Raw genomic sequence first — 26,730 nt, 5'->3', positions numbered from 1 at the left:
TGGGCCTAGCGCAAGCCTGTCTTGTGTTCGGGGCTCGCTTTTAGGTACGATGCTGGGTAGGGAAGAGCTGATAGGCTCGCTTAGCCATGCACAGTCGCGTAGCTACGGGCGCGGAGAGAGAACGAGGAAATACTAATATGCATGCAGCGAATGATTGGATTGCCCGGCTGATCAAGCTGGGACTGACGGTGGCCGTGTCAGGCGCCGTCGCCCTCGGTGCGGCGAGCCCCGCATTGGCCGATGACACCGCTGAGCTCAAGCAGCTCAAGGAGCAGCTGGCCGCGGCCTCCACCAACCTGGACGAAGCCAAGGCCAATCTCAAGACCAAGCAGGATATGGCCTCTCAAGCCACAGCGCTGAAGGAAGAAGGAACCGCAGGCTACTTCAAATACGTCGGAGCCACAGGAGCCTATGATGTCCTGACCGACAGCGGTTTGAACGGCAAGCTCGGCCCCAGCATCCACCTGGGTGCATCCGACGACGCCACCTCATTGGATAATATGGGCGCCACGTTTGAATACCTCGACAAGTGCAACGAACTGCGGGCCGGGGAAGGCAAAGGCGCTCTCAAGGTCTCAGACACCCTGATGGCTATGTCCCAGGCGGATACTGACTGGTCGTCGACCAACACCGAACACGCGAGGGTATTCGACATCGGCGAGAACCTGGCCTGGAACAGCCCGGAAAACGACCCCTTCGCCAGGTGGTATACGGCAGAAAAGCAGAATAAGACCAACGGCAACGGCATAACCGGCCACTATGACAACATCGTCAACGGTTCCTACCAAATCACCGGCTTCGCGATTCACAGGAATTCCTCCAACCCCTACGGTGGAAACACCTATGGCCAGGTATTCTTCTTCGGCTTGACCCCGCGCATGGTGCGCTCCGCCAACGCCTGGGCTGGATCGCGGTCGATGACGGTCCAGGACTACTACGCGAACTTCCAGTCCTACCGGTCATTCCTGTCGAACGCCGGCGCAAACGTCAACGCCGCCCAAGAGGCCGTGAACGCCGCGCAGAAGACCTACGATGACATCGCAGCCAGGATTCAATCCTTGAGCTCCCCTCCTCAGCCCAACCAGCCCAACCAACATGGTTCGTCCTCCAACTCTGGCGGCGCACCAGGTGCCCCCAGCGCTCCCGGTTCCGCCTCCCCCAGCAACCCTGGAGGCTCGACTTCCGGCTCACGTGATCCACTCAGCAGCCGGAGCGGCCAACTGGGCTTGGCGCGTACTGGTGCCAGCGTTTTCGGTGTCGCAGCCGTAGGCCTTGGACTGTGCCTGGCCGCAGGAGGCGCCGTGCTCCTGAAGCGAAAGGCAGCCCACTGATTCCAGCCGGCTTGCCGAGGCGTTTTGAAGCACATGAAAGGCCCCCGACCATCACGCCATGGTCGGGGGCCTTTCCGTATGGCCATTCCTTGTCGGACTAGGGCAGTCTCCGCTCAGAGCTTCTCGATTGGAGCGACCCGCAGCATGAGTCGCTTAACGCCATCGGAGCCGAAATCCACGGTCAGCACCGAATTATGGCCTTTGTCCTGCACATCGACGACGGTGCCCAAACCGTACTGATCGTGAGCGACCTTGTCTCCCCGGTGGAAGTCGTCGATTGAGAGCTTGGAGCCGGAGGGTTGGGCCGACCCCGCCTGGGACGACCTCGTGGGCTTGGTCCTTCTGGTGGTCACCCGCCCGCTTTGGGACCACGCCTTGGAGGAGCCTGACGACCCGTGGGCACGGCCAGAGCCGTAGGAGCCCCGTGATCCCGTTGACCTGCCGGAGCCGTAGTAGCCACTGCCCGAATGCCCGCCCTGCGAGCCGCGAGCGCCACGGGAACCATACGAACCCGACCCGTACGAGCCGTAGGAGCCGCCAGTGGATGACGACCCACGAGACGAACCGTAAACGGAGGACGAGGTGAAAGCGCCGTCCTCGAAACCTCCGAATTCGTCGTCCTCGCCGTCCCGCTCCCAACCTCCCCGCATGCGCTCGACGGCGGACTGCTTGCGCTTCCAGTCAATCAAGCTCTCAGGGATATCGTCCAGGAACTGGCTGGGGAGCATTTCGTTGGCTTGCCCCCACTGGGCGCGAACCGACGCCCGGGTCAGGTAGAGCCGTCGCTTGGCGCGGGTGATGCCCACGTAGGCGAGCCGTCGCTCCTCCTCCATCTCGCTGACGTCCTCCAGGCTGCGTGAGTGCGGGAAGGTCCCCTGTTCCATACCGGTCAGAAAGACCACAGGGTATTCCAGGCCTTTGGCGGTGTGCAGGGTCATGAGTGTGAGTTTGCCGGTCTCCTCCCCTTCGCCCGGCAGTTGGTCGGAGTCGGCGACCAAGGCCGTGGTCTCCAGGAAGCCTGCAAGGGTCGCATCGGGCGTTTTCTGTTCGAACTCAGCAGCCACGGACTGCAACTGAGAGAGGTTCTCGACCCGGGAGGCGTCCTGGGGGTCCACAGACTTACGCAGCTCAGGAAGCAGGCCGGAGACTTCGAGGACCTCCGCCACGATTTGCGAGGGCTTGGAGTCGTGTTCGGCCGCGAATGCAGTCAGCTCGCGCATGATCGCGCGGAAAGCCTCCAACTTTTTAGCGGTCAGCGTCGGCAGGCCTTCAATCGACTCGTAATGCTCGATGCCCGACCAGAAGCTGGACGCATGGGCGTCGGCGTACATCGAGACCAGAGCCTCGGCTCTTGGTCCCAGACCGCGCTTAGGCACGTTCATGATTCGGCGTAGGTTCACATCGTCGTCAGGGTTGGCGATCGCCTGCAAATACGCCAGGGCATCCTTGACCTCACGACGCTCGTAAAACTTGGTGCCACCGACCAGCTGGTAGGGCAGCCCCGCGTTGATCAGGGCCTCCTCAAGGGGACGGGATTGGGCGTTGGCCCGGTACATGATCGCCATATCCGAGTAAGGGACGCCTTCCTCAGCGCGCAGGCGGGCCGTCTCGGTCGCTATCCAGGCCGCCTCCTGCTGGGCGTTGTCGGCCGCGTACCCGACAATCGGATCACCTTCACCCAGGGCCGTCCACAGCTTCTTGGGCCGACGGGAGGTGTTCTTGGAAATCACCGCGTTCGCGGCGTCCAAAATGGTCTGCGTGGAGCGGTAGTTCTGCTCCAGCATGATGGTCTTGGCTCCGGGGAAGTCCTTCTCGAAGTCGCGGATGTTGCTGATGTCGGCCCCGCGGAAAGCGTAGATGGACTGGTCAGAGTCGCCGACGACGGTAATCCAGGCCGGCCCATCCTTACCGGCGGCCACAGGCCTGGACCCGGACGGCCCTGGCCCCTGGGTCCGCGCATCCCCGGCGTCATCCACCCCAGCCAACTCCCGCAGGAGCACATATTGGGCATGGTTGGTGTCCTGGTACTCGTCGACCAGGATGTAGCGGAACTTATGCCGGTAGTACTGGGCCACCAGTGGCGCCGAACGTAGGAGATCGACCGTGCGCACGATTAAATCGTCGAAGTCGACCGCGTTAGCCAGGGCCAGCCGGTGCTCGTACTCGGCGTAGAAGATTGCGTAGAGCTCTTCCTCATTGCCGAAGCGGGCTGTGAACTGGCCGCGCTGACCCGGCCGATAATCGGGAGCGAACTCCTTGAGCCGCTCCTGCCAGGTCTCCAGGCTGTTCTTGCAATCGGAGATATGACTCAGGATCGAACGGGGCGTGAAGCGTTTCAGGTCCACGTTCAGGTCGTGGCCGATCAGCTTGATCAGGCGTTCGGAGTCAGCCGAATCGTATATCGAAAAACCGGACTTGAGTCCGATCTCACGGCCGTCCCGGCGCAGGATTCGCACGCACGCTGAGTGGAAGGTGGATACCCACATACGCTGGGCCACCGGCCCGATTAGCTGCCCCAAGCGCTCGCGCATCTCCGAGGCCGCCTTGTTGGTGAAAGTGATGGCGAGGACCTGGCTTGGCCAAGCTCCGAACTGACTGAGAATCCAGGCGATTCGCCGGGTCAGCACGCGGGTTTTGCCCGAACCCGCGCCGGCCCCGATCAGTAAGGCCGGTCCACGGTATTGGACCGCCTCCGCCTGCTGGGGGTTGAGCCCAGCCAGGAGCTCATCGGCGGACCGTTGGACCAGATCAGGATCTTCAAACACTTGCAACCCCTCAATACGCGCTTGCCTCTGTCAACACCGGCCGGACCGACCGACGGCCGCCGAGTTCTCATTTGTAGCACACACGACGGTCATGGGGCTGCCCGCACGCACGCAAAGAAGCGCCCCGGGGGCTATCAACCTCCCGGGGCGATGAACGCACAGCGGTTCGCGCTAGTTGCGCATCTTGTCCTTCGCGTCATTCTTCATCTCGGTCGCGCCCTGCTCAGCCTTGGCCTTTCCTACCTTGGCGTCGGCCTTGGCCTTGTCGGCCGCGTCGGACACCTTGTCCTTAGCGGTCTCAGCCGCCTCGGACACCTTGTCCTTGGCCGAATCGGCCGCCTCGGAGATTTTGTCGCCCGCTGATTTCATGGCGTCCTTGGCATTGTCTAATACACTCATTGGTTCTCCTTCCAGACACACGCACCTCGTGGCACGTGATCGCTTAATTCTCTTTTATTGTACCAGTGCTATGCCCGAAAATCGGTTGTTTTCGGTCTTTCCGGCATCCTCACGCTAGCCGGGGCCCAACCGGCGCAGGTCATGCTGGAAGGTTATGCTGGTTCCATCGAGCAGCGCCCCTCCAGGGACGGCTCTTGACCTTCCGTCCGCCTACCAACTATAAGGACTGCTATGAAGCAATTAGAGGAACGCATTCGTCATGACGGCACAGTCAAGCCGGGTAACGTGCTCAAAGTGGATGCCTTCCTGAACCACCAGTGCGACGTGGCCCTCTTCGATGCAATGGGCGCCGAATGGGCCCGCCTGTTCGCAGGCCGCCAGATTGACAAAATCCTCACCATCGAGGCCTCGGGCATCGGCATCGCCTGCCTAGCCGCCCGTCACTTTGGCGACGTACCGGTCGTGTTCGCTAAGAAGACCCAGTCCATCAACCTGGATGGCGACCAATACGTCTCCTCCATCTATTCGTTCACCAAACAGCGTGAGTACCCGGTCATCGTGGCAAAACGCTTCCTCCATGCCGGCGATCACGTCCTGCTGATCGACGACTTCCTCGCCAAGGGCAACGCCCTGCACGGCCTGATCGACATCTGCCAGCACGCGGGCGCTAAGGTCGAAGGCATAGGAATCGCAATTGAGAAAGGCTTCCAGGAAGGCGGCCGCAAACTACGCGAAGAGGGCTATGACTTAAAGTCCCTGGCTATCGTGGAGGGCATGGACCCTGAAACCGGCGAAATTCGCTTCGCTGAGAGCGAGTGAAAGAACCAGCCGAATCCGCTTACCGCCTGGCCCGGAAGTCGCGCACTCCCCTGGCCAGGCGCTCCAGGCCGTCCTCCAGCTCACTGGGCGGGCAAGCCAAGTTCATCCGCAGGAAGTGGTCCCCATTCCCCCTATAGATTGATCCGCTGGATAGGTAGAGGCCAGTGTCCTCACGGATGAAGGCGGCCACCTGATCGGCTTTCGCCCCCAGGGCGCTGATATCCATCCAGAGCAGGTAGGTAGCGTTCTCGTTGGCCGCCTCGACCCCGTCGATGCCTTCGAGGCAGGCGACGGCCCGAGAGCGGCTGCGTTCCAGCTGACCTAAGAGGGCATGCAGCCAGGGGCCCGCCTCCTCATAGGCGGCGATTGTGCCCGGCACCGCCAGGAGATTGGGCTCAGCCAGCTCGTCGTTGTTGATGCCCCGGCTGATCGACTCGCGCATGCGCTCGCCCGGAGCGACGATCGTGGCCGCGTGCAGGGCGGCCAGGTTGAAGCTTTTGGATGGGGAAACAAGGCTGACCGCGTGTCCCAGGAGTTCAGGAGGCAAAGCGAACAGGGGGGTGTACTGGGGCTGGCCGAAGACCAGGTCACCGTGGATCTCGTCGCTGACCAGGCTCACCCCATGACGTTCGCACAGGCTCGCTGTGCGCTCCAACTCCTGGCGGGACCACACCTTGCCAGCTGGGTTGTGAGGGTTGCACAGGATCATCATCCTGGTCAAGGGTTCGGCCAGCTTGGCCTCCAAGTCCTGCTCGTCGACATGGTAGCGGTGGCTGCCGGGGTCGTAGACCAGGTCACTCGAAAGCACGTGCCGGCCGTTGTTCTCGATCGAATGGAAGAAGATGTCATAGACCGGAGCCTGAACCAACACTTGATCGCCCGGCTGAGTCAGGCGGCGCACCAGCGAGGAGAGCGCAGGCACAACACCGTTGACGAAGAGCATCCACTCAGTGCAAGGACGCGCCCCATGCTCGCGGCCGTACCAGTCGGCCACAGCCTGGTAGTAGCTCTCGGACACCTCCTCATAGCCGAAGACGCCCTGGTCCAGCTTCCGGCGCATGGCATTGATGATCTCCGGAGCCGTGCGGAAGTCCATGTCCGCCACCCACATCGGCAGCTCGCCGGTAGCCACGTCCCACTTGTAGGAATTAGTCCCCCTGCGGTCCACCAGGCTGGTGAAGTCGTACTCGTCCGGTTTGCTCATAGGGCTCGCCCCTCCCTTTAGAGCGGGGCGCTCCCCCGCTGTCCGACCCCACCCATCCTAACGGTTGGTGGGGTCGCGGCGATCAGGAGTAGGTGATTGCGTAGTATTCGGGCTTCTGGTAGTCCAGGAGCCGGGTGAAAATCAGGTCGCTTAAGTAGCCCAGGGCTACGGGCAGGATCGCGAAGAGCAGGGCCGCTTCCAGGACATGGGCTGTGGTGAAGCCTCCTTGGGCCTCGATCGCGGCCAGGGGGCCGATCAATCCCGACAGGCCGAAACCAGCTGAAGCGGGGGTACCCTGGATCCCACAGGCCGCGCCGACACCACCCATGATCGCGGCGTTGATCGTCAAGGGCAGCAGGAGCTTGGGCCGCGAGAGCAAATTGGCCATTTGAATCTTGGGCGATCCCAGGAAATGGGCCAGGCTGGTGCCCACGGAGTTGGTTTCACGCCCGTAAATGGCCAGAGCCAGGGCCGCCGCTGTGATTCCCAGGTTCGCCGAACCCGCAGCGATGCCGGTCACGCCTATCGCGGCGGCGATGCCGACCGAGGAGATCGGGCTGACGATAATCAGAGCGAAGGCCGCGCCCATCAGCACGCCCATAGGCACCGGCTGGAAGGAGGTCAAGGCGTTCACGCCTGCGCCGACCCAGCGGGTTAGCGAGGAGACCGGCCCGTAGGTAAGCATCCCGATGCCGCCCGCGATCAGGATCACCAGCGTCGGCAGCAAGAGGATCGTATAGGTCTTGAGCATGTCGCCAAGTAGTTTGAGCACCAGATACCCTACAGCTATGGTCACAGCCAAGTTGATCACGTCCCCAGGGCCGGCCAGGGCCAACCCTTTGCCAGAGACTTTCCAATTGCCGGCTCCGAGGGCGGCGGCCAGGGCCAAGGAGGAGGTCTGGATGGGGGTGAACTTGGCGATCATCCCCACGCACACGGCACTGACAGCCGGCAGGAGGACCTGGGCCATGCCGGTCATGGTCGGAATCGGTCGCAGCCAGGGCGCGACCGGCAGGAGGTACTTGACCAGGGCGTTCAGCAGTGCTCCGGGCACCAGGGCCACGATGATACCGGTTGACAAGCCGTTCAGGATGTCCATGATCATGGCCTTGGCCTTGGTCGAGAACGAATCCTGGGCCGGGGTCGGGGTTTCTTGGCTGTTAGTGGCCTTTATGCTGGATGCTGGCGTTGGACCGTCGGAGGTGGCCGGGCTCACGCTTGTGGTGTTCATACTGGTTGTCTTTCCATAGGGTCCGCGGCTGCGGACGGCTCGGGGTTACATTGGGAGCTGGAGTTGTTGATGGGGCGGGCGGCGACCGGAACAGGCCCGGCCGCCGTCTGCGATCAGTCGACCTGGTGTTCGCTGATTCCCCCGGACAGGATGGTTTTGACGTCATCCAGAGCGATTTCGACCATGTTCTTGACCGCCGCGTCAGTGTAGAAACCGATGTGCGGTGAGACTTCTACGTTATCCATAGCCTCCAAGGTCCTCAAATCGGGGTTATCGTAGCCTTCGGCGGAGCGATCCTCACCGAAGATGCCAGCCTCGCCTTCGACTGAATCCATCGCGGCTCCGGCGATTCCACCGGATTTGAGAGCCTCGATCAAGGCCTTCGTGTCGACGATGGGTCCGCGCGCAGCGTCGATCAGGAAGGCCGTGGACTTCATCTTGGCTAGGGCATCCGCGTCGATCAGATGATGGGTGCTCTGGTCCAGGGGCGTATGGACGGTGACGACATCCGAGCGCATCAACAGTTCGTCCAAGCCGACGTAGTCCAGCGCATCGGCCAGTTCGGGCCGGTGGATGGGGTCGTTGGCGATTACGGTGGCGCCCAGGGCCTTGAAGATGCGGGCCACGGTTGAGCCGATCTTGCCAGCGCCGATGATGCCGATGGTCATGTTGTGAATCTCATGGGCCTCAAGACCGGTCCAGGAGAAGTCACCGCGTTCCTGCCGGGCCGTTGACTCGCCCAGGTGCCGGACCAGGCGCATGACGTGCGCCAGGACCAACTCCGCCACCGAACGGGGCGAGTAGGCCGGGACGTTAGTCACTACCAGGCCATTCGCACGTGCCTGGTCCAGGTCGATGATGTCGTATCCGGTGATGCGCAGGCCAATCTGCCGCAGGCCGTAAGCCTTGAGCTTGGCATAAACCTCCGGCCCACCAATCGAGCCATGCTGCTGAATGACCAGGCCGTCGTAGCCTTTGACCAGGTCCACTGTGGAAGCGTTGAACTCCACCTCGTTCGTGTCCACCTGGATGCGATTGGCTTGGGACCACGCCTCAATGACGGGCATCTCGTCGGGCCTCACCGAGTACATCAGAATTTTCGGCATGATTACCTTTCTTCCTTTACCGCTCTACCGTTCTTGCACTACATTTCATGAACCCCAGAGGCCTTGTCTCCCCCCCCCCTGGACGGCCGCCTGTCAGTGGGCGCGCATATAGGCCGCGATTCGCTCCGTCGCCGTTCGCAAGTCTTCCATCGAAGCCGCGTAGGAGATACGCACGTATCCATCCCCGCCGGGACCAAAGCTGGCCCCCGGGATGACCGCCACCCCGGCTTCGCGGGCCAGGGAATAAGCGAACTTCCAGGAGTCCTTCATTCGCTCGGGCAGCTTGACAAACAGATAGAAGGCCCCTTGCGGGTCGGTGGACTCCAGACCCGCCTGGCGCAGTGCCGGGACCAGGAAGTCCCTGCGCTCACGGTAAGCCTGACGCATAGGTTCGGCGTCGTCCTGTCCGTGCCCCAGGGCTTCAAGGGCCGCGTACTGGGCGTTGGCGGTGGCGCAGGTGATTGAGAATTCGCTGACCTTGCCGATTTGCTCAATCAGGTCGGCCGGCCCAGCCGCCAGGCCGATTCGCCAGCCAGTCATCGCATGGGACTTGGACACACCGTTGAGCACAATCGTGCGCTCAGGCATGACTTGCCCCATTGACACGTGGGTGCCTTCGTAGGTCAATTCGGAGTAAATCTCGTCGGATAGGACGAGCAGCCCATGGGCGCGAGCCACCTGGGCTAGGCCCTGGAGTTGCTCACGGTTGTAGGTCACGCCTGTGGGGTTGGTCGGGAAGTTCAGGACCAGGGCCTTTGCCGTATCAGGGTGCTCTTGAATGGCGGCCTCCAACTTGGCCGGCGTCAGGATGAAGCCGTCGTCGGAAGTGTCGATGAAAACGACTGAGCCTCCGGCCAGTTGGGTGATCGGTATGTAGAGAGGGAAGATCGGAGTGGGAATGAAGACCGTGTCACCAGGGTTCAGGATGGCGGTAAGGGTGGAGTAAATTCCTCCGGTCGCACCGGCGGTGACCAGGATTTGCGTGTCCGGATCGTACCGGGTCCCGTACTTGGCTTCCAGGAAGTCAGCGGCCGCCTGCCGCAGTTGAGGCAGGCCCCGGCTAGGCGTGTAGTGGGACTCGTTGGCCTGAATGGACCGGATCGCAGCTTCCTTCACGTGCTCCGGCGTCGGGAAGTCAGGCTCCCCGAGCGTCAGTTTCACAATCCCATCAATCGCGCTGATCTCGGCGTTGAACCCCAGTATGTCGCTGGGCTTCTGGGCTCTGACCCGTTCGTTCATCTCCACTGTGCTCATGGTTGTATTGCCTCCGTCCGTTGTTTACGAAAAACCCCGCAGCTTCTCCGGCTGCGGGGGGTAACAATCGCCAAAGGTTTAGAGCGAGACCGCACAGTCAGATTCGCCGCTGATCTGTGCGCCCGTTCACTTGAAGCCTGGGGCTACAGAATCAGTCTGCGCCACCAATAGCTAAATCGAGACAGGGTTGACATTGACAGATGTGCCATAACAAACCCTCCTCAAAAAGTAAACGTGGGTTTTAGCTTACCCTATCAGCGGAATGTGTCAAACCGTCCGTCCATCATGCGGACGGCCTGATGAGCGGGCGCGCTGCGATTGGTCTTGTATGATGTGTTGGAACAAGTCGGCAAAACCGCCGGCAAATTGCTTACGGGCGAGCGGAGGGGCAATGACCTGGGCGACGATTGCGACTTGGCAGATGGCCTACGGTGGCGTAGGCAAGGCCGCGGAAATACTACGGAAGCAAGGCGCAGCGGCTGACGCGCTCGAAGAGCTGATCAAAACCGTGGAGGCCGACCCGGCATACACTTCCGTAGGCTACGGCGGACTCCCCAACGACCAGGGCGTTGTGGAATGCGACGCGGCTTTCATGGATGGCGACACGCTAGCCCAAGGGGCCGTGGCTGGCATCCGGGGCGTCATGCATGCGGTCAGCGTCGCGCGTGCCTTGAGCCGGCAACATGTCAACTCCTTCCTGGTAGGCGAAGGCGCCTCCAACTTCGCCCGCGAGCAGGGCCTGTCCGTGCCATCGATGCTCACCCAACAGGCGGAATCCACATGGCGCGAGCGCAAGGACCAGGTGGACCGCGGTCTGATCACACCCTACGACGGGCACGACACGGTCGGGGCACTCACCCTGTCGGGCTCCGGGTCGATGGCCGCCGCCACCTCCACCTCAGGACTCTTCATGAAGCGGCCAGGTCGGATAGGCGATTCAGCTCTGTCCGGATCGGGCTACTACGTGGATAGCGAGGTTGGGGGCGCGGCCGCGACCGGTCTGGGCGAGGACATCATGAAGGGCTGCCTCTCCTACGAAATCGTGCGGCAGATGGCCGAAGGCGCCAGCCCCCAGGAGGCCTGCGACCGGGCCGTCTACCCCTTTATCGCCAAGCTGCGCCGCCGCTATGGCAAGGCCGGCGCTTGCTCCCTGATCGCTCTGGACAACAGGGGCCGGTGGGGGGTCGCCAGCAACGTGGAATTCACCTTCTGCATAGCCTCCAGCGACCACGCCCCACAAGTCATGCTGGCCAACCCCGCTCCCAGGGGCAGCACGCTCTTCGAACCCGTAGGAGACGGCCGGGACTAGAGCCACAGTGTAGAAGATGGCGGCTGATCCAAGACCAGAGGATTCAAGCTGCCGATGCATGGTCGATGAATCGAGGCATCATGCTCGCGCATTGATCCTGGAAGCCAATAGGGCGACATCCGCCCTGGTTCCGGGCCGACCGATATTGACCCGCTTAAGCGATCTTTGAGCAGCGTGTCGCACCACAGGACATCATCACGGAGATAACCGGCAAGGGCAATCTCAATGGGTTAGGGCGGGAAGGCTATGACGAACCCTTTAACGATGCCGGAAGCGCGATTGCCGCCTGCGGAATCGCTCTTGGGAGGGGGGGGGCGAACGGGCGCAATAAGCTGGTTGGATATATAACGGAGAAGACTCAGTTGCAGGGACACAAGGGGGCGTGGCATGTCTCGAAGCGTGGTGCTGATCACCGGGGCTACCAGCGGAATCGGCCTCGCTACGGCGCGGATGCTGGCCGAGCGCGGGTACGAGGTCTATGGCGCCGGCCGACGGATCGAACTGTTGGAAGGGCTTAGAGTCCTGGGCGTGGTGCCCGTACGCATGGACATGAGCGACCAGGCTTCGATCGAGGCCGGTGCCCAAGCGATCCTGGAGCGTGAGGGCAGCATCGATGTTTTAATCAACAACGCTGGCTATGGCTCCTATGGGCCAGTCGAGCAGGTGCCGATCGAGGAGGTCCGGCGGCAGTTCGAAGTCAACCTCTTCGGCCTGGCCCGACTGACCCAGCTGGTCTTGCCTGGCATGCGGGCGGCTGGACGAGGCCGCGTCGTGAACACCTCGTCGATGGCCGGGCGGATGGTCACCTACATGGGCGCCTGGTATCACGCTACGAAATACGCGCTGGAAGCTTTCAGCGACGCCCTGCGGATGGAAACCCGGGGTTTCGGAATCGACGTAGTGGTCGTTGAGCCAGGTGCGGTCGCCACCCAATGGGGCCCGATCGCCGCTGACCACCTCCAAGCCGCCGCCAGCCATGGACCATACAGCCAGCAGGCTTCCCGGGCAGCCGCCGGTCTGCGCAAACTCTACGCGAGCGCCCTGATAACCAAACCAGAGGCCGTCGCCCGCACCTTGGTCCACGCAGCCACGGTCAAGCGTCCGCGAGCCCGCTACACACTGGGTTTTGGAGCCAAGCCTTTGGTGGCCCTCCACGCCCTCCTGCCCGCCCGGGCCTTTGACTGGATGATGGTCCACGCCGAAGACCTCTAAGCGGGCCCTTACCGTCCGCCCGGCGGTGCTTGTCAGGGCTTCTTGTTGATGCCTAAGCTCTCCCGGTGCCCCAGGCCGGGCTCGTGAATCAAACGGGCCACCAGGTCAGCGATGCTGGACACGCACACGTCGTGACCGCCAAAAGGCTCACCCTTGTGGGTGATTTGGTAGTCCGGGTCATCGCCGCCGATGAACCAGCCCGGCCTGATGACCGTATAGTCCAGGTCGGAGCCCTCCACCAGATCAGCTGCTTGCCGGTAATCGCGCAGGATAGGGTTCTTCGACAGGTTCCCCGAAGCACCGACCGAATCCGGAATCTCGTCGTAGATGCCCATCGACGAGATGAAGATGAGGCGCTTGACGCCCGCCTGGTCCATTCCCTCCACCAGGGAGTGCGCCATCGAGGTCAGGTCCCCACTCAGCGCCGCCAAGACGGCGTCCTGTCCTTTGAGCGCGCCTTCCAGCAGCTCGGGGTCTGTGACCGAACCGCTCACGATGCGCTCTCGGCTGGCGTCGATTGGCTGAAGGGATCGAGTGTGCCGAGCCATCAGGGTCAGCCTGTCGCTCGTGCCCTCAAGCAGACGCTTCCTGCTCGCGGCGCCGACCGTGCCCGTCGCTCCTATTATCAATACCGCTGTCATTGACCTTCCTTTTCGCCTGTCCCCCACCTCACTCGTCGCTGACGACGAGCAGGGATTTTACAGCCTTGCGCTGGTCCATCGCCTCGTATGCCTGCTGGATATGCTCCAAGTCGAAGCGTTGGGTGAAGACCTTGCCTGGTTGGATTCGTCCGTCGAGAACCGCATCCAAGAGCTGGGCCTTGTCGTAGCTGGTTACGGCGGCCACTCCACCACGAACACCTACATTGCGCCAGAAGAGACCAGCGGTGTTGACGGTGGAGTCCTGAGGCACTCCGACCCTGCCCACCACGGCACCTGGCTTGGCGGCCCCGAGCGCGGAAGCCACGGACTGCTCGCTGCCCACGCATTCGAGCACCGCGTCGGCGCCCGCGCCATCGCTCAGCGCACGAATCGCCTCGACGGCTTCATCACCGCGCTGGGGCAGAATATCGGTGGCCCCGAACTCCCGGGCCAACGCCTGGCGGTCAGCGTGCCTGCTCATCGCTATGATGCGCTCGGCCCCCCGCAGCTTCGCGGCGATCACCCCGCACAGCCCTACCGCCCCATCGCCGAACACCACGACCGTGTCGCCGCGGCTTACTTCAGCCGTGACCGCGGCATGATAGCCGGTCGCCATCACGTCGGCCAGGGTCAGCAAGGAGTTGAGCATGCCGTCGCTGTAGTCGGCGGGGGCACCTGGGATCTTGATGAGCGCCCAGTCCGCGTTGGAGAAGCGCAGTCGTTCGCCCTGGTAGCCTCCATTGCCACCGGGCTCCTGGTTCATGCAGTTGCCGTCGAATCCGGCAACGCAAGCCGGGCAGTGCCCGCAACCATGCGTGAAGGGGGCGATCACGAAGTCTTCCTCATGGATATGGGTGACCTGCTGGCCCACCGCTTCGACCACGCCGATGGCCTCGTGGCCCACCAGCGTGCCGGGCTGCCGCTTGGACAGCCCCCTGAACCACCACAGGTCCGACCCGCACACGCAGGCGCGCACAATACGGATAATCGCGTCACCCGGCTTCTCGATGACCGGATCGTCAACCTCGTCCAGACGCACCTGGCCCGGCTCAATAAAACGTGCTGCTCTCATTCCGTCTCTTTCCTCCACCGCCAACGTTTGGCGGCCTTCCAAGCAGCATAAGCGCTTTAAGGGGCTTGAAGTCAAGCCAGTCCTAAGGGACGCCCCCTCCCCCGAATCGAGAGCCCGGCATTATTCGCGCACTATGCCACGAATTCATCGAAAATGCGCTGAATAGCAGGCGTGGGTGCTTTGCTGTTATTCTCGCCATATTCACATGGATTGATCCACTCGTATGGATGGAGTTCCTTGTAGGACGCGCGATAGAAAACCAAGTCCGCGATATGTTGGGGCTAAGGGAGGCTCATATTCGCGTGCTTGGCAGCGAAAATCGTAATCACCGTATAACCAATCATAAAGCTGAAGCTCTGACGCTTGCTTTTCTCGCCTAAGCGCCGCTTTCCGTGGCTCGAATGTAATAAGACCCTGATCAATGGGGTACATTCCTCCATCGCGATTGCCTGACACGGAATCGCTTAAGCGGCGTACCTATAATAAACGCAATGCGAATGCGCCTGTAAAAGGAAGGGGCCGTGCTGTTGGATAAGAGCGATATGCGCTGTGCGAGAGCGGCGAGGATATTCGCCCGCAAGAGCGATCATTACCCATACTCCGACCGCTATATTGCCGAAGTGCATGACTCGCCCAACAAAACAGGCAGGACCGAGCGCGAGCACATGGTTGCCTGGTTTCGCTGCAACTCAACCAAGGGCAGCGGCTCATATACGCGCATAAAACCTAACATGAGCGCCAAACGGTGCTACAACAGGCTCATGAATCCGGCGTCGCTTCTCTGGATCGCGGAGGCGGCCGGCATCAATGGGGAGATTGTAGAGAAGGCCTTTAACGCCGCCATGGAAGCGGGCGATTATAGGCGCGCTTGCTCCGCCATAAGGCGAATCATCAGCTGGGAAATGATTTACGAGAAGTTGCAAGCAGGTACCCTTCTTGCATCCGTGGGTTTCAAGAGGTTAAGGTCGATTGCGACTTCCTCTGATTGCTGAGACGCGCCGATTGAAGGAAGCGCCTTATAGGGAGCGGCGGCTCACATGTGCGCGATCGTTTGAGGGGTTGTGGGCGCAGCTCCGCGGCTGTGGTGACGTGGAGACGTGTATTCGTTCAGGGATGAACGGATAGGTGACGAGGGCGAATTTTACAGCTATCACGATGCGAATGACCTCAGATGAAACCAGGCGGCATACCGTGGCGACCTTACGCATGCTATGGGGGCGTACGGGATCTGCTGGAACCCTGGCCATCGGAGTCGCCGCAGGCGGTGTTGCCTTCTATCTCGCTCCTGTACTGGCACCCGCACTCGCAGCCGCATTGGGGGCGGAGACAGTTGCCCTTTCCGGAGCGGTACTCACGAACGCCAGCCTCGCCTTTCTTGGTGGGGGTGCAATTGCCTCCGGTGGTCTAGGGATGGCTGGCGGAACTGCGCTCATCGCCGGTAGCGGAGCTTTGCTGGGGGTCGTAGGAGGAAAAACAGGAATAACTGCCGCCACGTCCTTGGTCTTCACGACAAATGGACATTTCGTGCACGACGAGTGCGCAAAACTGCCTGCCTTCTGTGAGGAGGTGCTGATTAAACGATACGGTGATCTGACTTCGGTAGGGGGAATAAATACCACGCTGAACATGCACATGATAAATCTGCAGGCACAAATCGAGGAAATCAAACGCAATGTTCCACCTGATGATCCGTCAGACGACTCGGATGATGCAACCGGGAAGGATCAGCTCGAGGAAGATGCTTAAGCTTCTGAAGCGCAGCCTGAAATATTATTCGCGCAGCAATACCGAGCTGTCAAAGGCTCTCAAGAAGGCCAGCGACAAAACCAGTCGGGTGTAATCCGAGCTTCTTCACTTGCGGACTGCTGCCGGGTCTGATTTGTTTGTTTTAGCGCCAATTCTCGAAGTTAAGGCGCCGATCTTGGGACGCGGAAAAGCCCCGGACCTCTTGGGTTCCGGGGCTGATCCATTAGCTTGATTTCAAATCATTGACGGGCGTGGGCAAACCTGCAATGGTTCTCATTTGCGCACAAGCATGAACCTGCGCAAGCCACCTTTGAAGCGAAGCTTTCATTACTCCCACTCGATGGTTGCCGGCGGCTTGGAGGTGACGTCCAGGACCACGCGGTTGACGCCCGGGCATTCGTTGGTGATCCTGGTGGAGATGCGGGCGAGCACATCGTAAGGCAGGCGCGACCAGTCCGCGGTCATCGCGTCCTCGGAGGAAACCGGGCGCAGCACGACCGGCGACCCGTAAGTGCGCTCATCGCCCTGGACGCCCACCGAGTGCACGTCAGCCAGGAGCACGACCGGGCACTGCCAGATGTCCCTGTCCAGACCGGCGGCGGACAGCTCCTCGCGGGCGATCGCATCCGCCTCCCGGAGCAGGTCCAGGCGGGGGCGTGTGATTTCGCCGATGATGCGGATGCCCAGCCCGGGGCCGGGGAAGGGCTGCCGCCAGACGATCTCGTCAGGCAGGCCCAGCTGGCTGCCGATGGCGCGCACCTCATCCTTGAAGAGGGTGCGCAATGGCTCAATCAGCTCGAAGTGGATGTCTTTGGGCAGACCGCCCACATTGTGGTGGGACTTGATGTTGGCAGCCCCATCCCCGCCGCCGGATTCGACCACGTCCGGGTAGAGGGTGCCCTGCACCAGGAACTTGACTTCCTTCCCCGCCTTGCCGGCCTCTTCGATGACCTGGCGCTGGGCCTTTTCGAAAGTGCGGATGAACTTCTCCCCGATGATCTTGCGCTTGCGTTCAGGCTCGCTCACCCCTTTCAGGGCGCCCAGGAAGTCCTCGGATGCGTCAACGGCGATCAGCTTGATGCCAGTGGCCGCGACGAAGTCATGTTTCACCTGCTGGGCTTCGCCCTTGCGCAGCAGCCCGTGGTCGACGAAGACGCAAGTCAACTGGTCGCCGATCGCCTTGTGAACCAGGGCCGCTGCCACTGCCGAGTCCACCCCGCCGGACAGGCCGCAGATGACCTGGTCGGAGCCGACCTTGGCTCGGATGGCGGCCACTTGGTCCTCGATGATGCTGGAAGGGTCCCAATCATCGGCCAGGCCAGCGCACTGATGCAGGAAGGTGGAGATGAGCTCCTGACCCAAGGGGGTGTGCTTGACCTCAGGATGCCATTGAACCCCGTAGAGCTTGCGGGCGGGGTCCTGCATGGCGGCGACTGGCGCTCCTGCGGTGTGAGCCAGCACCTGGAAGCCCTCCGGCGCTTGTTCGACGGCCACACCATGGCTCATCCAGGTGGTCTGCTTGTCCGGGGAACCAGCCAGCAGCCCTTCAGCCCGGTCGATCACCGTCTCGGTCTTACCGTACTCCCCCAGGGCCGCCTTGTTCACGACGCCGCCGAGCTCGTGGGCCATGACCTGGAAGCCATAGCAGATGCCCAGCACCGGCACGCCGGCCTCGAAAATGGCGGGATCCAGCGTAGGCGCGCCCTCGACATAGACCGAAGCGGGCCCACCGGAAAGGATGATGGCCTTGGGATCCATGGCCAGCATCCGCTCCACCGGCATCGAGTGCGGCACCAGCTCGGAGTAAACATGCGCCTCGCGCACCCTCCTAGCGATGAGCTGGGCGTACTGAGCCCCGAAATCGACTACCAGAACGGGTCCTGCTGCCATGACGCTCCTTATTATTATCTTCTTGCATTTGCTTGTGCCTCGATTATGAACGCCCTTTCAGACAAGCCGACCTCAGCTTGCAGCCCACAGCGCAAGACCGGGACCGCCGCTTCCCGCCCAGGCGGCCCACGACAATCGGACAGCCTACGCAAAAGCCTGCAATTCCGCCACTTTCGAGCAAATGAACATGAATGTGCCCCCATCCGAACATATATGAACACGCCTGCAACTAAAAAGTCCAGAAAGTCGCCTCTTCCACGTACCATGAGAGCGATTGGGAAATAAGGGGTCGGACTGGCCAGAGGGCCTGTCGGCGCTTTACTACCGAACGAAAAGAATCAATCGCACTATAGTGCAGGAGTACACATGACGAATCCTGTTATCGGCACCCCTTGGAAGAAGCTCGACGCTCCGGTTTCCGAGGAGACCCTGGAAGCTGTCGACAAGTATTGGCGTGCAGCCAACTACCTCTCCATCGGCCAGATTTACCTTCGCAGCAACCCGCTGATGAGGGAGCCGTTCACCCGCGAAGACGTCAAGCACCGTCTCGTCGGCCACTGGGGCACCACTCCTGGCTTGAACTTCCTGCTGGGCCACCTGAACCGCCTGATCGCTGACCACCAGCAGAACACGGTCTTCATCATGGGCCCGGGCCACGGTGGCCCCGCCGGCACCTCGCAGTCCTACCTGGACGGCACCTACAGCGAGTACTTCCCTAACATCACCAAGGACGAGGCTGGCCTGCAGAAGTTCTTCCGCCAGTTCTCCTACCCGGGCGGCATCCCCTCCCACTTCGCGCCTGAGACCCCCGGGTCCATCCACGAGGGCGGCGAGCTGGGTTACGCCCTGTCCCACGCCTATGGAGCGGTCATGAACAACCCCTCCCTCTTCGTGCCCGCGGTCGTGGGCGACGGCGAGGCTGAGACCGGCGCCCTGGCCACCTCCTGGCAGTCCAACAAGCTGGTCAACCCCCGCACCGATGGCATAGTGCTGCCGATCCTGCACCTGAATGGTTACAAGATCGCCAACCCGACCATCCTTTCGCGCATCTCCGATGAGGAGCTCCACGAGTTCTTCCACGGCATGGGTTACGAGCCTCACGAGTTCGTCGCCGGCTTCGACGACGAGAGCCACATGTCCATCCACCGCCGGTTCGCCGACCTGCTGGAGTCCGTCTTCGACGACATCTGCGAGATCAAGGCCCTGGCCCAGACCGACGACATGACCCGGCCCTTCTATCCGATGATCATCTTCCGCACGCCCAAGGGTTGGACCTGCCCCAAGTTCATCGACGGCAAGAAGACCGAAGGCTCTTGGCGCGCCCATCAGGTGCCGCTGGCCTCCGCCCGCGACACCGAGGCCCACTTCCAGGTCCTCAAGGGCTGGCTGGAGTCTTACAAGCCCGCCGAGCTCTTCGACGATAAGGGAGCCGTCCGCCCCGAGGTCACCTCCTTCATGCCTAAGGGCGACCTGCGCATCGGCGAGAACCCGAACGCCAACGGCGGCCGTCTGCTGAAGCCCCTGGACCTGCCCGACATCCACGATTACGAAATCGACGTCAAGAGCCACGGCCATGGCTGGGGCGCCACCGAGGCCACCCGCGTGCTGGGCTACTACACCCGCGACGTGCTGGCCAAGAACCCCACCGATTTCCGCATCTTCGGCCCCGACGAGACGGCCTCCAACCGTCTGGCCGCCGCTTACGAGGTGACCAACAAGCAGTGGGACGCCGAGTACCTCTCCGAGCTGACCGACGAGCACATGGCCCACACCGGCCAGGTGATCGAGCAGCTGTCGGAGAACCAGATGGAAGGCTTCCTGGAGGGCTACCTGCTCACCGGCCGTCACGGCATCTGGTCCACCTACGAGTCCTTCGTGCATGTGATCGACTCCATGATCAACCAGCACGCCAAGTGGCTGGAAGCCACGGTCCGTGAGATTCCTTGGCGCAAGCCCATCGCTGGCCTCAACGTCCTGGTCACCTCCCACGTGTGGCGCCAGGATCACAACGGCTTCTCCCACCAGGACCCCGGTTTCGTGGACATCCTGCTGAACAAATCCTTCAACAACGACCACGTGGTCAACATCTACTTCCCGTCCGATGCGAACATGCTGCTGGCTGTGGGCGAGCGTGCCTACAAGTCCACCAACTGCATCAACGCGATCTTCGCCGGTAAGCAGCCCGCGGCCACCTACCAGAGCGTGGACGAGGCCAAGGCTGAGCTGGAGAAGGGCGCCGCACGTTGGGATTGGGCTTCCAACGCCAAGGACGCCGAGGATGCTGACGTGGTCATCGCCACGGCTGGTGACATCCCCACCCAAGAGGCCCTGGCAGCCGACGACATGCTCCAGAAGATGGGCATCAAGGTCCAGTTCGTCAACGTGGTGGACCTGCTCAAGCTCCAGGACGTCGAAGAGAACGACCAGGCGATCTCCGACGAGGAGTTCACCGAGCTCTTCAGCAAGGACAAGCCGGTCCTGTTCGCCTTCCACGCCTACCCGGGCTCGATCTACCGCCTGATCCACGGCCGTCCCAACCACGACAACTTCACGGTGCACGGTTACAAGGAGCAGGGTTCTACCACTACGCCCTTCGACATGGTGCGCGTCAACGACATGGATCGTTGGTGCTTGGCGGCCTCCGCCCTTGAGCTGGTGGATGCCAAGAAGTACGCCGGTCAGATCGACGAGTGGACCAAGTTCCGCACCGAGGCCTTCCAGTTCGCGGTGGACAATGGCTACGACCACCCCGCTTACACCGATTTCGTCTGGCCTGACGCCAACCGCGCCGGTCAGAAGAACATCTCGGCGACCGCTGCCACGGCCGGGGACAACGAGTGAGCCTTACGGCCCGCCACTAGGTTGGACAGGGTCCAGGTGCATTAGCTACCAGCCCATGTTCAACCCCGTTAGGGGCGCCAGTGACGCGCATACGCGCCGCTGGCGCCCTTTCTCTTATTTACGAGGCCTCCCCTCCTCCCCCGACCCCAGTGCGACGGCCCAAGGCAGCTTGTTGGGCTTGTAGCCTATACTGGTGGCGGGCGCAAGGCGTGAACGAAGCGGTCACAGCCAACGCTCATGGCGAGATTAATCATGGACAGGAGGGGACTTCAGTGAGTCCTATCAATATCAGTATCATCAGCCCCGAAGCAGGCACCGGCCGCAACGTTGTGGCTTACGGCGTGGCCCAAGCTTTGGCGGCCTCCAAGAAGGTCGCCCTCTTACGGCCCATCGCCTGCCGGAAGGAGCGGCTGACCGAAACCCTGCTCAAGGCCTGCGGCAGTGAAGCCAGTCGTGGCCTGTCCGTGGCCACCTGCCCCGGCAAGGCCCGCACGGATCGGGAGCAGGCCCGCGCCGACGCGGTCGCCGCCTATAGCGCGCTCACCGCGAAGGAGCAGCCCGAGGCCGTGTTGATTGTAGGTTCCGATAAGACCCCCGTCGCCGATCCGACCCGCATGGTCTTGGACGCCGACATCGCAGCCGATTTGCGATCCCCGGTCTTCCTGGCCGTCTGCACGATTGAGCGCACCCCCGAGCAGGTCTTCCAAAGCGTGGCGACCTGCCGCGGCATCGTCGAGGGGGCAGGCAGCCGCCTGGCGGGGGTCTTTGTCACCGGATGCGAGCAGGACGATAAACCCGGACTCCAGGAGCGCTTTGCCGGTTACGATCAGCCCTGCTGGCTGGTTGATCGAATGGAGTTCGATCCCGCGCCCGAGGCCACCGAAAGCCATGAGCAGGCGCTGAAGGCCTTCCAATCCTGCGCGCCCGCCGATCAAATCGTCAAGGCCGCCGAAGGGCCCTCCGTCCAAGTGACCACACCCATCGCCTTCCAGAACGACCTGTTGGAGCGCGCCAAGGCCGGCCAGAAGACCATCGTCCTGCCCGAGGGCGGCGAGGACCGCATTCTCAAGGCGGCCGATTACCTGCTGGAGCGCGGCATCGTCAAGCTGATCATCGTCGGCGAGCAAGCGGCCATCCTCAAGCGCGCAGGCGAGCTGGGCCTGGAGCACCTAGGGCAGGCCTCTTTCCAAAGCATGGACGACGAGGCCGTGCTGACCCCCATGATCAGCAAGCTGTGCGCCCTGCGCGCCAAGAAAGGCATGACCGAGGAGCAGGCCCGACAGCAGCTGAAAGACCCCTCTTACTTCGGCACTATGCTGGTCGTCCAGGGTCTCGCCGACGGCTTGGTCTCCGGCTCCGTCAACTCGACCGCCAATACAGTGCGCCCGGCCCTTCAGGTCATCAAGACCAAGCCCGGCGCTTCCCTGGTCTCCGGCGCCTTCCTCATGTGCTTCAAGGACCACGTGGCAGTCTTCGCCGACTGCGCCATCAATCTGAACCCCACCGCCGAGCAGCTGGCGGACATCGCCATCCAGTCGGCCCAGACCGCACGGGCTTTCGGGATTGAGCCACGGGTCGGCATGCTCTCTTACTCCACTTTGGGTTCCGGCAAGGGCCCGGACGTGGACCTGGTCGAGGAGGCCACGAGGCTGGCCAAGGAGAAGGCGCCCGACCTGCCGATCGTCGGCTCGATTCAGTTCGACGCCGCTTGGTCGCCCACCGTGGCCGCCGCCAAGGCCAAGGGCAACGAAGTCGCAGGCCATGTTAACGTATTCGTCTTCCCCTCACTGGCGGCCGGCAACATCGGCTACAAAGCGGTGCAACGCTCCTCGGGCGCCCTGGCCATCGGCCCGGTCCTGCAGGGGCTCAACAGGCCGGTCAACGACCTCTCTCGCGGCGCTCTGGTCCAGGACATCATCAACACCGTGGCTCTGACCGCGGTCGAGGCCCAAGACGAGTGAGGCCTTCGACGCAGCACCTGCGCTGAAGACATAGCAGACATAGAAGGAAAGCGGGCCCGCCTGCCACAGACGGCCCGCTTTCTCAATTGCTTGCGCCGACCAGCATTGTAAGCCCCGGCGCGTAATCTGAACCAAGGAAATGGGGAGTTCTTCGCTCCCCTAACGTACAGCATCAGGAGGATGCCACAATGGCGAGAACCGTCCTAGTCATCAATTCGGGCTCCAGCTCAATCAAGTACCAGCTGGTGGACCTGGAAACCGGCGAGGGCTTGGCCTCGGGTCTGGTCGAGAAGATCGGCGAGCCCATCGACGGCCATTACAAGCACGAGTACCAGGGCAGCAAGCACGAGCTTGAGGAGCCGATTCCGGACCACGGGACCGGTCTGAAGCGGGTCCTGGGCTTCTTCGAGGAATATGGCCCCAACTTGACTGAGTCCGGCATCGTCGCGGTCGGCCACCGCGTGGTCCAGGGTGGTTCCATCTTCCCCAAGCCGGCCCTGGTGACCGACAAGACCATCGCCCAGGTCAAAGACCTGGCTGTGCTGGCCCCTCTCCACAACGGGCCTGAAGCCACAGGCGCCGAAGTGATGAGCAGGCTCCTGCCTGATACGCCGCAGGTCTTCGTGTTCGACTCCTCCTTCTTCTTCGAGCTGCCGAAGAAGGCGTCCACCTACGCCCTGAACAAGGAAGTCGCTGAGAAGTACCACATTCACCGCTATGGCGCTCACGGCACCAGCCACCAGTACGTCGGCTCCATGGCTCCCAAGGTTGCGGGCAAGCCGGCGGAAGGCCTCAAGCAGATCGTCCTCCACATCGGCAACGGCGCTTCGGCTTCGGCTCAGGTTTCGGGCCGCCCGGTCGAGACTTCGATGGGCCTGACCCCGCTGGAAGGCCTGGTCATGGGTAGCCGCACCGGCGATATCGATCCGGCCGTGGTCTTCCACCTGATTCGTAACGCCAACATGGACGTCGACCAGCTGGACACCCTGTTCAATAAGCAGTCCGGCATGACCGGCATGACCGGTTTCGGCGACATGCGTGAGGTCCACCGGCTGGTGGCTGAGGGCAATGAGGACGCCAAGCTGGCCCTGGATGTCTACGTCCACCGCATCGTCGGCTACATCGGCAACTACACGGCTCAGATGGGCGGTCTGGATGTGCTCACCTTCACCGCAGGCGTCGGCGAGAACGACGAGATCGTCCGCGCCGCGGTCATCAACCAGCTGGCCCCCTTCGGCGTCAAGCTGGATGCGGCCAAGAACGATGTACGTTCAAAGGAGCCTCGCATCATCTCCACGCCCGACAGCACAGTGACGATTTGCGTGATCCCGACCAACGAGGAACTCTCAATCGCCCGCCAGTCCGAAGTCATCGCCCGAGATGGCGACTCATACGGCAACGTCTTCGGCAAGTGATGTGACCGCTCGGTAAGCGCAAGAATACCCCAAGGGCCCAGGAGGCGGAAAACCGCTTCATGGGCCCTTGGGGTGTATTCAGACTCGCCCAGCCGCTAGGCTGACGCCACGCTCATCGCCCGCGCCAGCCTGACTTTTTACTTGCCTGCTTTATTCTGCAAAATCTGATAGAGATCGTTCAAAGACGCATCCGGGCTGACCTTCTTCTCTTCATCCCTCAGATTGCTTCTCACCTCCAGGGACTTTGGCGTGTCCTTCTCTATGTCCCTCGCCTGCTGCTCCAAATCCGTAAGCTTCGACATGCTCTGACTCAAATTGTCGGAGTTCAGGTTGTTGACCAGATCGCCGGTTTGCTTGAGGACATCCTGGAGTTGGGACAAGCTACCGGAAGTCTCCTTCGCGTAATCCGATAAGGTTTTATTGGGCGCTTTCACTACGGCGTCAAGACTGGCCTTGCACGAGGAGATGAAATCGTTCACCTTGTTCAGGTATTCCGTGGTGTCCGAGGTACTGGCCAATTCCGGCTCTTGCCCGCAGGCCTTTCCTGCCTTGGCGTATGCGGGCGCGGAAGCGGCCAAATCGCCCACGAAAGCGTCGTACCGCTTGGACTTCTCCAGATAGGTCTGGTACTTGGCGTTCACGTCCTTGTCCTTGACGGCCTTCTGTTTGGCGAAGTCCTTGTTCATCTGATCGAGCTTGTCGATGGAGTTCTTCAGCTTATCGACATCCTGCTGACTGAACTCCTTGTTGGGATCACCCGCAGCGATATAAGCCTCGCCCAACTGATCGGCGATTTTGTTCTTTTGGCTGCGGATGTCCGCGGCAGCGTTGGCCGCCTGCCGGTAGTCAGCCGGCTTGGGCGCCCAAGGCTTCATGACCAGGACGGCGGCTGCCAGGGCTGCGATTACAACAACCACGACGGCCACAATCAACCAAGTGCGCTTAGTCTTGGTCGCGCCTTGACCCGGCTGCTCCGCCGCCATCTTGTAGTCGGGAGCGGGTTGACCCTGCTGGCCCTGAACATCTGCCCCACCGGGGGCGCCCGAAGTCGCAGAAGCAGCCTGCTCTGGGGACGCAGGCGCCTGGCCCTGCGCCATCGATGAAGACTGCGCCGAGGCTTCGGACTGTGCCTGAGGTCCTGGCTGAGCTCCCTGGCCCGGCGCGGTAGCGGGACCGTTCTGAGCCTGCGGCTCCTGGGGCTCCTGCGGATTCTCATTCTCGTTCATGCTGATTCTCGTGTCCTTCTCTTATCAGTGACGACCGCGGGCTGAGCACCCAACCTCCGGTCCTGCTGCGCGCCCGGACTTCTCCTCAAGTCATACAAGACACGACTTCCTCTAATTTTATCCCCTTCCCAGTCGCTCTCGCCACCATCGCGGTTGAATGCCCACGGGAAAGTCCTCGTCCCTCCCCTCGCGCTATACTATTGGATTGCGCCTGGTTCGTTCCAGGCCTCGGGCTATAGCGCAGCTTGGTAGCGCGCCTGCTTTGGGTGCAGGATGTCGTGGGTTCAAATCCCGCTAGCCCGACTTAGCCCCGATTCGGTGACAGCGCTGCCGCAGGCCCGGCTCATTCCGAATCAACGCCCGGCCCCCTGTTCATCCGAGTCCTCTCCTCTCCCGACGGCCCATATAGCGGGCTCCTACGATGACGGCAAGACACGCTCCATCTCTTTCCAAGGGCCCATCGACGGTATGGCCCATGCCATTAGTCCGTCTCAGGAATGCGATGCCCCCGTTCGGCCACAAGGATTCCCGCGAATTGACACAGTGTCAAGAGACGTTCTATACTGGGTTCATCAGCGTTGACACATTGTCAAGAACATTGCGGTTCTCGGCTCTTGAAGCGTTTACGCGGACCTCGGCAACAACGACAAGGAGAGCGTGATGACAGCAGTCGGCTTGGCAGGTCAGCAGGCCACCGCTAACTTCCCAGCCAAGGCTGGATCCCAAGTCCCCAGGCGCCGTGAGCAAATCGTGCGAACCTTCCACGACATTTGCCTGGAAAAAGGCTACGCTCACATCACGATCGGTGACATAACCCGTAAGATCGGCATCACCCGTTCCCTCTTCTACCATTACTTCCGCAACAAGGAAGACGTGGCCGCGGCAGTGCTCGACGACGCGACCAACACCATTATCGCCAAGCTGGACACTTGGAACGGGGAACGCGAGACAGGCAACATCGACAAGGCCTTGGACGACCTGGTGACGCTCATGCGGGCCATCATCAACGATGAAGGCCCCTTTAGCAAGAGAATGGTCCAGTCAGGCAACGGCGCCCTCTACATCCAGTTCGTTGACCAGATGTCCGAGCGCGTGGCTGACTACATCTGCTCGACCACGGTCAAGGACTTCGAGCGCATCCACTCCGGCTTGCCCGTCCGCCACATCAAGGAGACCTTGATGATCCTCATCTCCGGTTCCGTCGCTCTCCTGCGCGAGCAGCCGCAGGTAGACGATGCCACCATCAAAGAGATTGTCGCCCAGACCTTGCACCTGGAAGCCTACATATAAAGGATTTTGCGGCCGGCG

The 26,730-nt window shown here is 61.8% G+C and carries 20 protein-coding genes and 1 tRNA gene; 11 read left to right on the top strand and 10 right to left on the bottom strand.

Annotated elements, in window-relative coordinates; all coding sequences use genetic code 11:
- Window positions 1–137 precede the first annotated feature (137 nt).
- Window positions 138–1,331, top strand: coding sequence for a CAP domain-containing protein (locus AB656_RS01695; RefSeq protein ID WP_033503405.1), 1,194 nt, complete (start codon window positions 138–140; stop codon window positions 1,329–1,331).
- Window positions 1,332–1,444: 113 nt separating this feature from the next.
- Here AB656_RS01695 and AB656_RS01690 read toward each other — a convergent pair whose 3' ends face one another.
- Complete coding sequence (locus AB656_RS01690) at window positions 1,445–4,096, bottom strand: ATP-dependent helicase (protein WP_033503403.1); 2,652 nt, start codon at window positions 4,094–4,096, stop codon at window positions 1,445–1,447.
- A 171-nt stretch (window positions 4,097–4,267) separates the two neighbouring features.
- Window positions 4,268–4,495 carry a hypothetical protein gene (locus AB656_RS01685; protein ID WP_033503401.1) on the bottom strand — a complete coding sequence of 76 codons (228 nt, stop codon included), beginning with the start codon at window positions 4,493–4,495 and terminating at the stop codon, window positions 4,268–4,270.
- A gap of 231 nt (window positions 4,496–4,726) precedes the next feature.
- Between AB656_RS01685 and AB656_RS01680 the strand changes: the two genes are divergently transcribed.
- Window positions 4,727–5,314 carry a xanthine phosphoribosyltransferase gene (locus AB656_RS01680; protein WP_033503400.1) on the top strand — a complete coding sequence of 196 codons (588 nt, stop codon included), beginning with the start codon at window positions 4,727–4,729 and terminating at the stop codon, window positions 5,312–5,314.
- A gap of 19 nt (window positions 5,315–5,333) precedes the next feature.
- Here AB656_RS01680 and AB656_RS01675 read toward each other — a convergent pair whose 3' ends face one another.
- The 4 genes from AB656_RS01675 to AB656_RS01660 form a co-directional block, all read right to left on the bottom strand.
- Window positions 5,334–6,518 carry a MalY/PatB family protein gene (locus tag AB656_RS01675; protein WP_033503398.1) on the bottom strand — a complete coding sequence of 395 codons (1,185 nt, stop codon included), beginning with the start codon at window positions 6,516–6,518 and terminating at the stop codon, window positions 5,334–5,336.
- 82 nt (window positions 6,519–6,600) lie between these two features.
- Complete coding sequence (locus tag AB656_RS01670; RefSeq protein WP_144418908.1) at window positions 6,601–7,749, bottom strand: PTS sugar transporter subunit IIC; 1,149 nt, start codon at window positions 7,747–7,749, stop codon at window positions 6,601–6,603.
- A 113-nt stretch (window positions 7,750–7,862) separates the two neighbouring features.
- Window positions 7,863–8,855 carry a D-2-hydroxyacid dehydrogenase gene (locus tag AB656_RS01665; protein ID WP_033503397.1) on the bottom strand — a complete coding sequence of 331 codons (993 nt, stop codon included), beginning with the start codon at window positions 8,853–8,855 and terminating at the stop codon, window positions 7,863–7,865.
- Between the two features lie 93 nt (window positions 8,856–8,948).
- On the bottom strand, window positions 8,949–10,109 hold the full coding sequence (locus tag AB656_RS01660) for an aminotransferase class I/II-fold pyridoxal phosphate-dependent enzyme (RefSeq protein ID WP_033503396.1): 1,161 nt from the start codon (window positions 10,107–10,109) through the stop codon (window positions 8,949–8,951).
- Window positions 10,110–10,500: 391 nt separating this feature from the next.
- Here AB656_RS01660 and AB656_RS01655 point away from each other — a divergent pair, with 391 nt between their 5' ends.
- Together AB656_RS01655 and AB656_RS01650 are read left to right on the top strand one after the other, a co-directional pair.
- Entirely contained in the window at window positions 10,501–11,418 is a 918-nt protein-coding gene (locus AB656_RS01655; protein ID WP_033503395.1) for a glycosylasparaginase, read from the top strand.
- Between the two features lie 387 nt (window positions 11,419–11,805).
- Window positions 11,806–12,630: an oxidoreductase gene (locus tag AB656_RS01650; protein ID WP_033503343.1), complete on the top strand. Its 825-nt coding sequence runs from the start codon at window positions 11,806–11,808 to the stop codon at window positions 12,628–12,630.
- 32 nt (window positions 12,631–12,662) lie between these two features.
- On the opposite strand, the gene AB656_RS01645 is transcribed toward AB656_RS01650, so the two are convergent.
- Together AB656_RS01645 and AB656_RS01640 are read right to left on the bottom strand one after the other, a co-directional pair.
- On the bottom strand, window positions 12,663–13,271 hold the full coding sequence (locus tag AB656_RS01645; RefSeq protein ID WP_033503341.1) for an NAD(P)H-binding protein: 609 nt from the start codon (window positions 13,269–13,271) through the stop codon (window positions 12,663–12,665).
- Window positions 13,272–13,299: 28 nt separating this feature from the next.
- Window positions 13,300–14,343, bottom strand: a complete 1,044-nt coding sequence (locus tag AB656_RS01640; protein ID WP_033503339.1) for a zinc-binding dehydrogenase — start codon at window positions 14,341–14,343, stop codon at window positions 13,300–13,302.
- Window positions 14,344–14,864: 521 nt separating this feature from the next.
- Between AB656_RS01640 and AB656_RS01635 the strand changes: the two genes are divergently transcribed.
- Together AB656_RS01635 and AB656_RS07790 are read left to right on the top strand one after the other, a co-directional pair.
- Window positions 14,865–15,335, top strand: a complete 471-nt coding sequence (locus AB656_RS01635; protein ID WP_033503337.1) for a hypothetical protein — start codon at window positions 14,865–14,867, stop codon at window positions 15,333–15,335.
- Between the two features lie 133 nt (window positions 15,336–15,468).
- Window positions 15,469–16,089 (top strand): hypothetical protein, encoded by a 621-nt coding sequence (locus tag AB656_RS07790; RefSeq protein WP_144418907.1) that lies wholly within the window; start codon window positions 15,469–15,471, stop codon window positions 16,087–16,089.
- Between the two features lie 327 nt (window positions 16,090–16,416).
- Here the strand turns inward: AB656_RS07790 and guaA are convergent, their stop codons facing one another.
- Entirely contained in the window at window positions 16,417–17,979 is a 1,563-nt protein-coding gene (guaA, locus tag AB656_RS01625) for a glutamine-hydrolyzing GMP synthase (RefSeq protein WP_033503333.1), read from the bottom strand.
- A gap of 366 nt (window positions 17,980–18,345) precedes the next feature.
- On the opposite strand from guaA, the gene AB656_RS01620 reads away from it, so the two are divergent.
- The 3 genes from AB656_RS01620 (at window position 18,346) to AB656_RS01610 (ending at window position 24,196) form a co-directional block, all read left to right on the top strand.
- Window positions 18,346–20,820: a phosphoketolase gene (locus tag AB656_RS01620; protein ID WP_033503331.1), complete on the top strand. Its 2,475-nt coding sequence runs from the start codon at window positions 18,346–18,348 to the stop codon at window positions 20,818–20,820.
- 272 nt (window positions 20,821–21,092) lie between these two features.
- On the top strand, window positions 21,093–22,781 hold the full coding sequence (pta, locus tag AB656_RS01615) for a phosphate acetyltransferase (protein ID WP_033503394.1): 1,689 nt from the start codon (window positions 21,093–21,095) through the stop codon (window positions 22,779–22,781).
- Between the two features lie 188 nt (window positions 22,782–22,969).
- Window positions 22,970–24,196 (top strand): acetate/propionate family kinase, encoded by a 1,227-nt coding sequence (locus tag AB656_RS01610; protein WP_033503330.1) that lies wholly within the window; start codon window positions 22,970–22,972, stop codon window positions 24,194–24,196.
- 137 nt (window positions 24,197–24,333) lie between these two features.
- On the opposite strand, the gene AB656_RS01605 is transcribed toward AB656_RS01610, so the two are convergent.
- Entirely contained in the window at window positions 24,334–25,422 is a 1,089-nt protein-coding gene (locus AB656_RS01605; RefSeq protein WP_033503329.1) for a hypothetical protein, read from the bottom strand.
- Between the two features lie 229 nt (window positions 25,423–25,651).
- Here AB656_RS01605 and AB656_RS01600 point away from each other — a divergent pair.
- Together AB656_RS01600 and AB656_RS01595 are read left to right on the top strand one after the other, a co-directional pair.
- Window positions 25,652–25,725 (top strand) — tRNA-Pro (locus tag AB656_RS01600).
- A 357-nt stretch (window positions 25,726–26,082) separates the two neighbouring features.
- Window positions 26,083–26,712, top strand: a complete 630-nt coding sequence (locus tag AB656_RS01595) for a TetR/AcrR family transcriptional regulator (protein WP_081924825.1) — start codon at window positions 26,083–26,085, stop codon at window positions 26,710–26,712.
- Window positions 26,713–26,730 lie beyond the last annotated feature (18 nt).

It is taken from the genome of Bifidobacterium actinocoloniiforme DSM 22766 (genome assembly GCF_001263395.1).
GTDB classification, from domain to species: domain Bacteria; phylum Actinomycetota; class Actinomycetes; order Actinomycetales; family Bifidobacteriaceae; genus Bombiscardovia; species Bombiscardovia actinocoloniiformis.
Note: the sequence above shows the minus strand (reverse complement) of the source record. Positions and strands in the feature narration are given on the sequence as shown.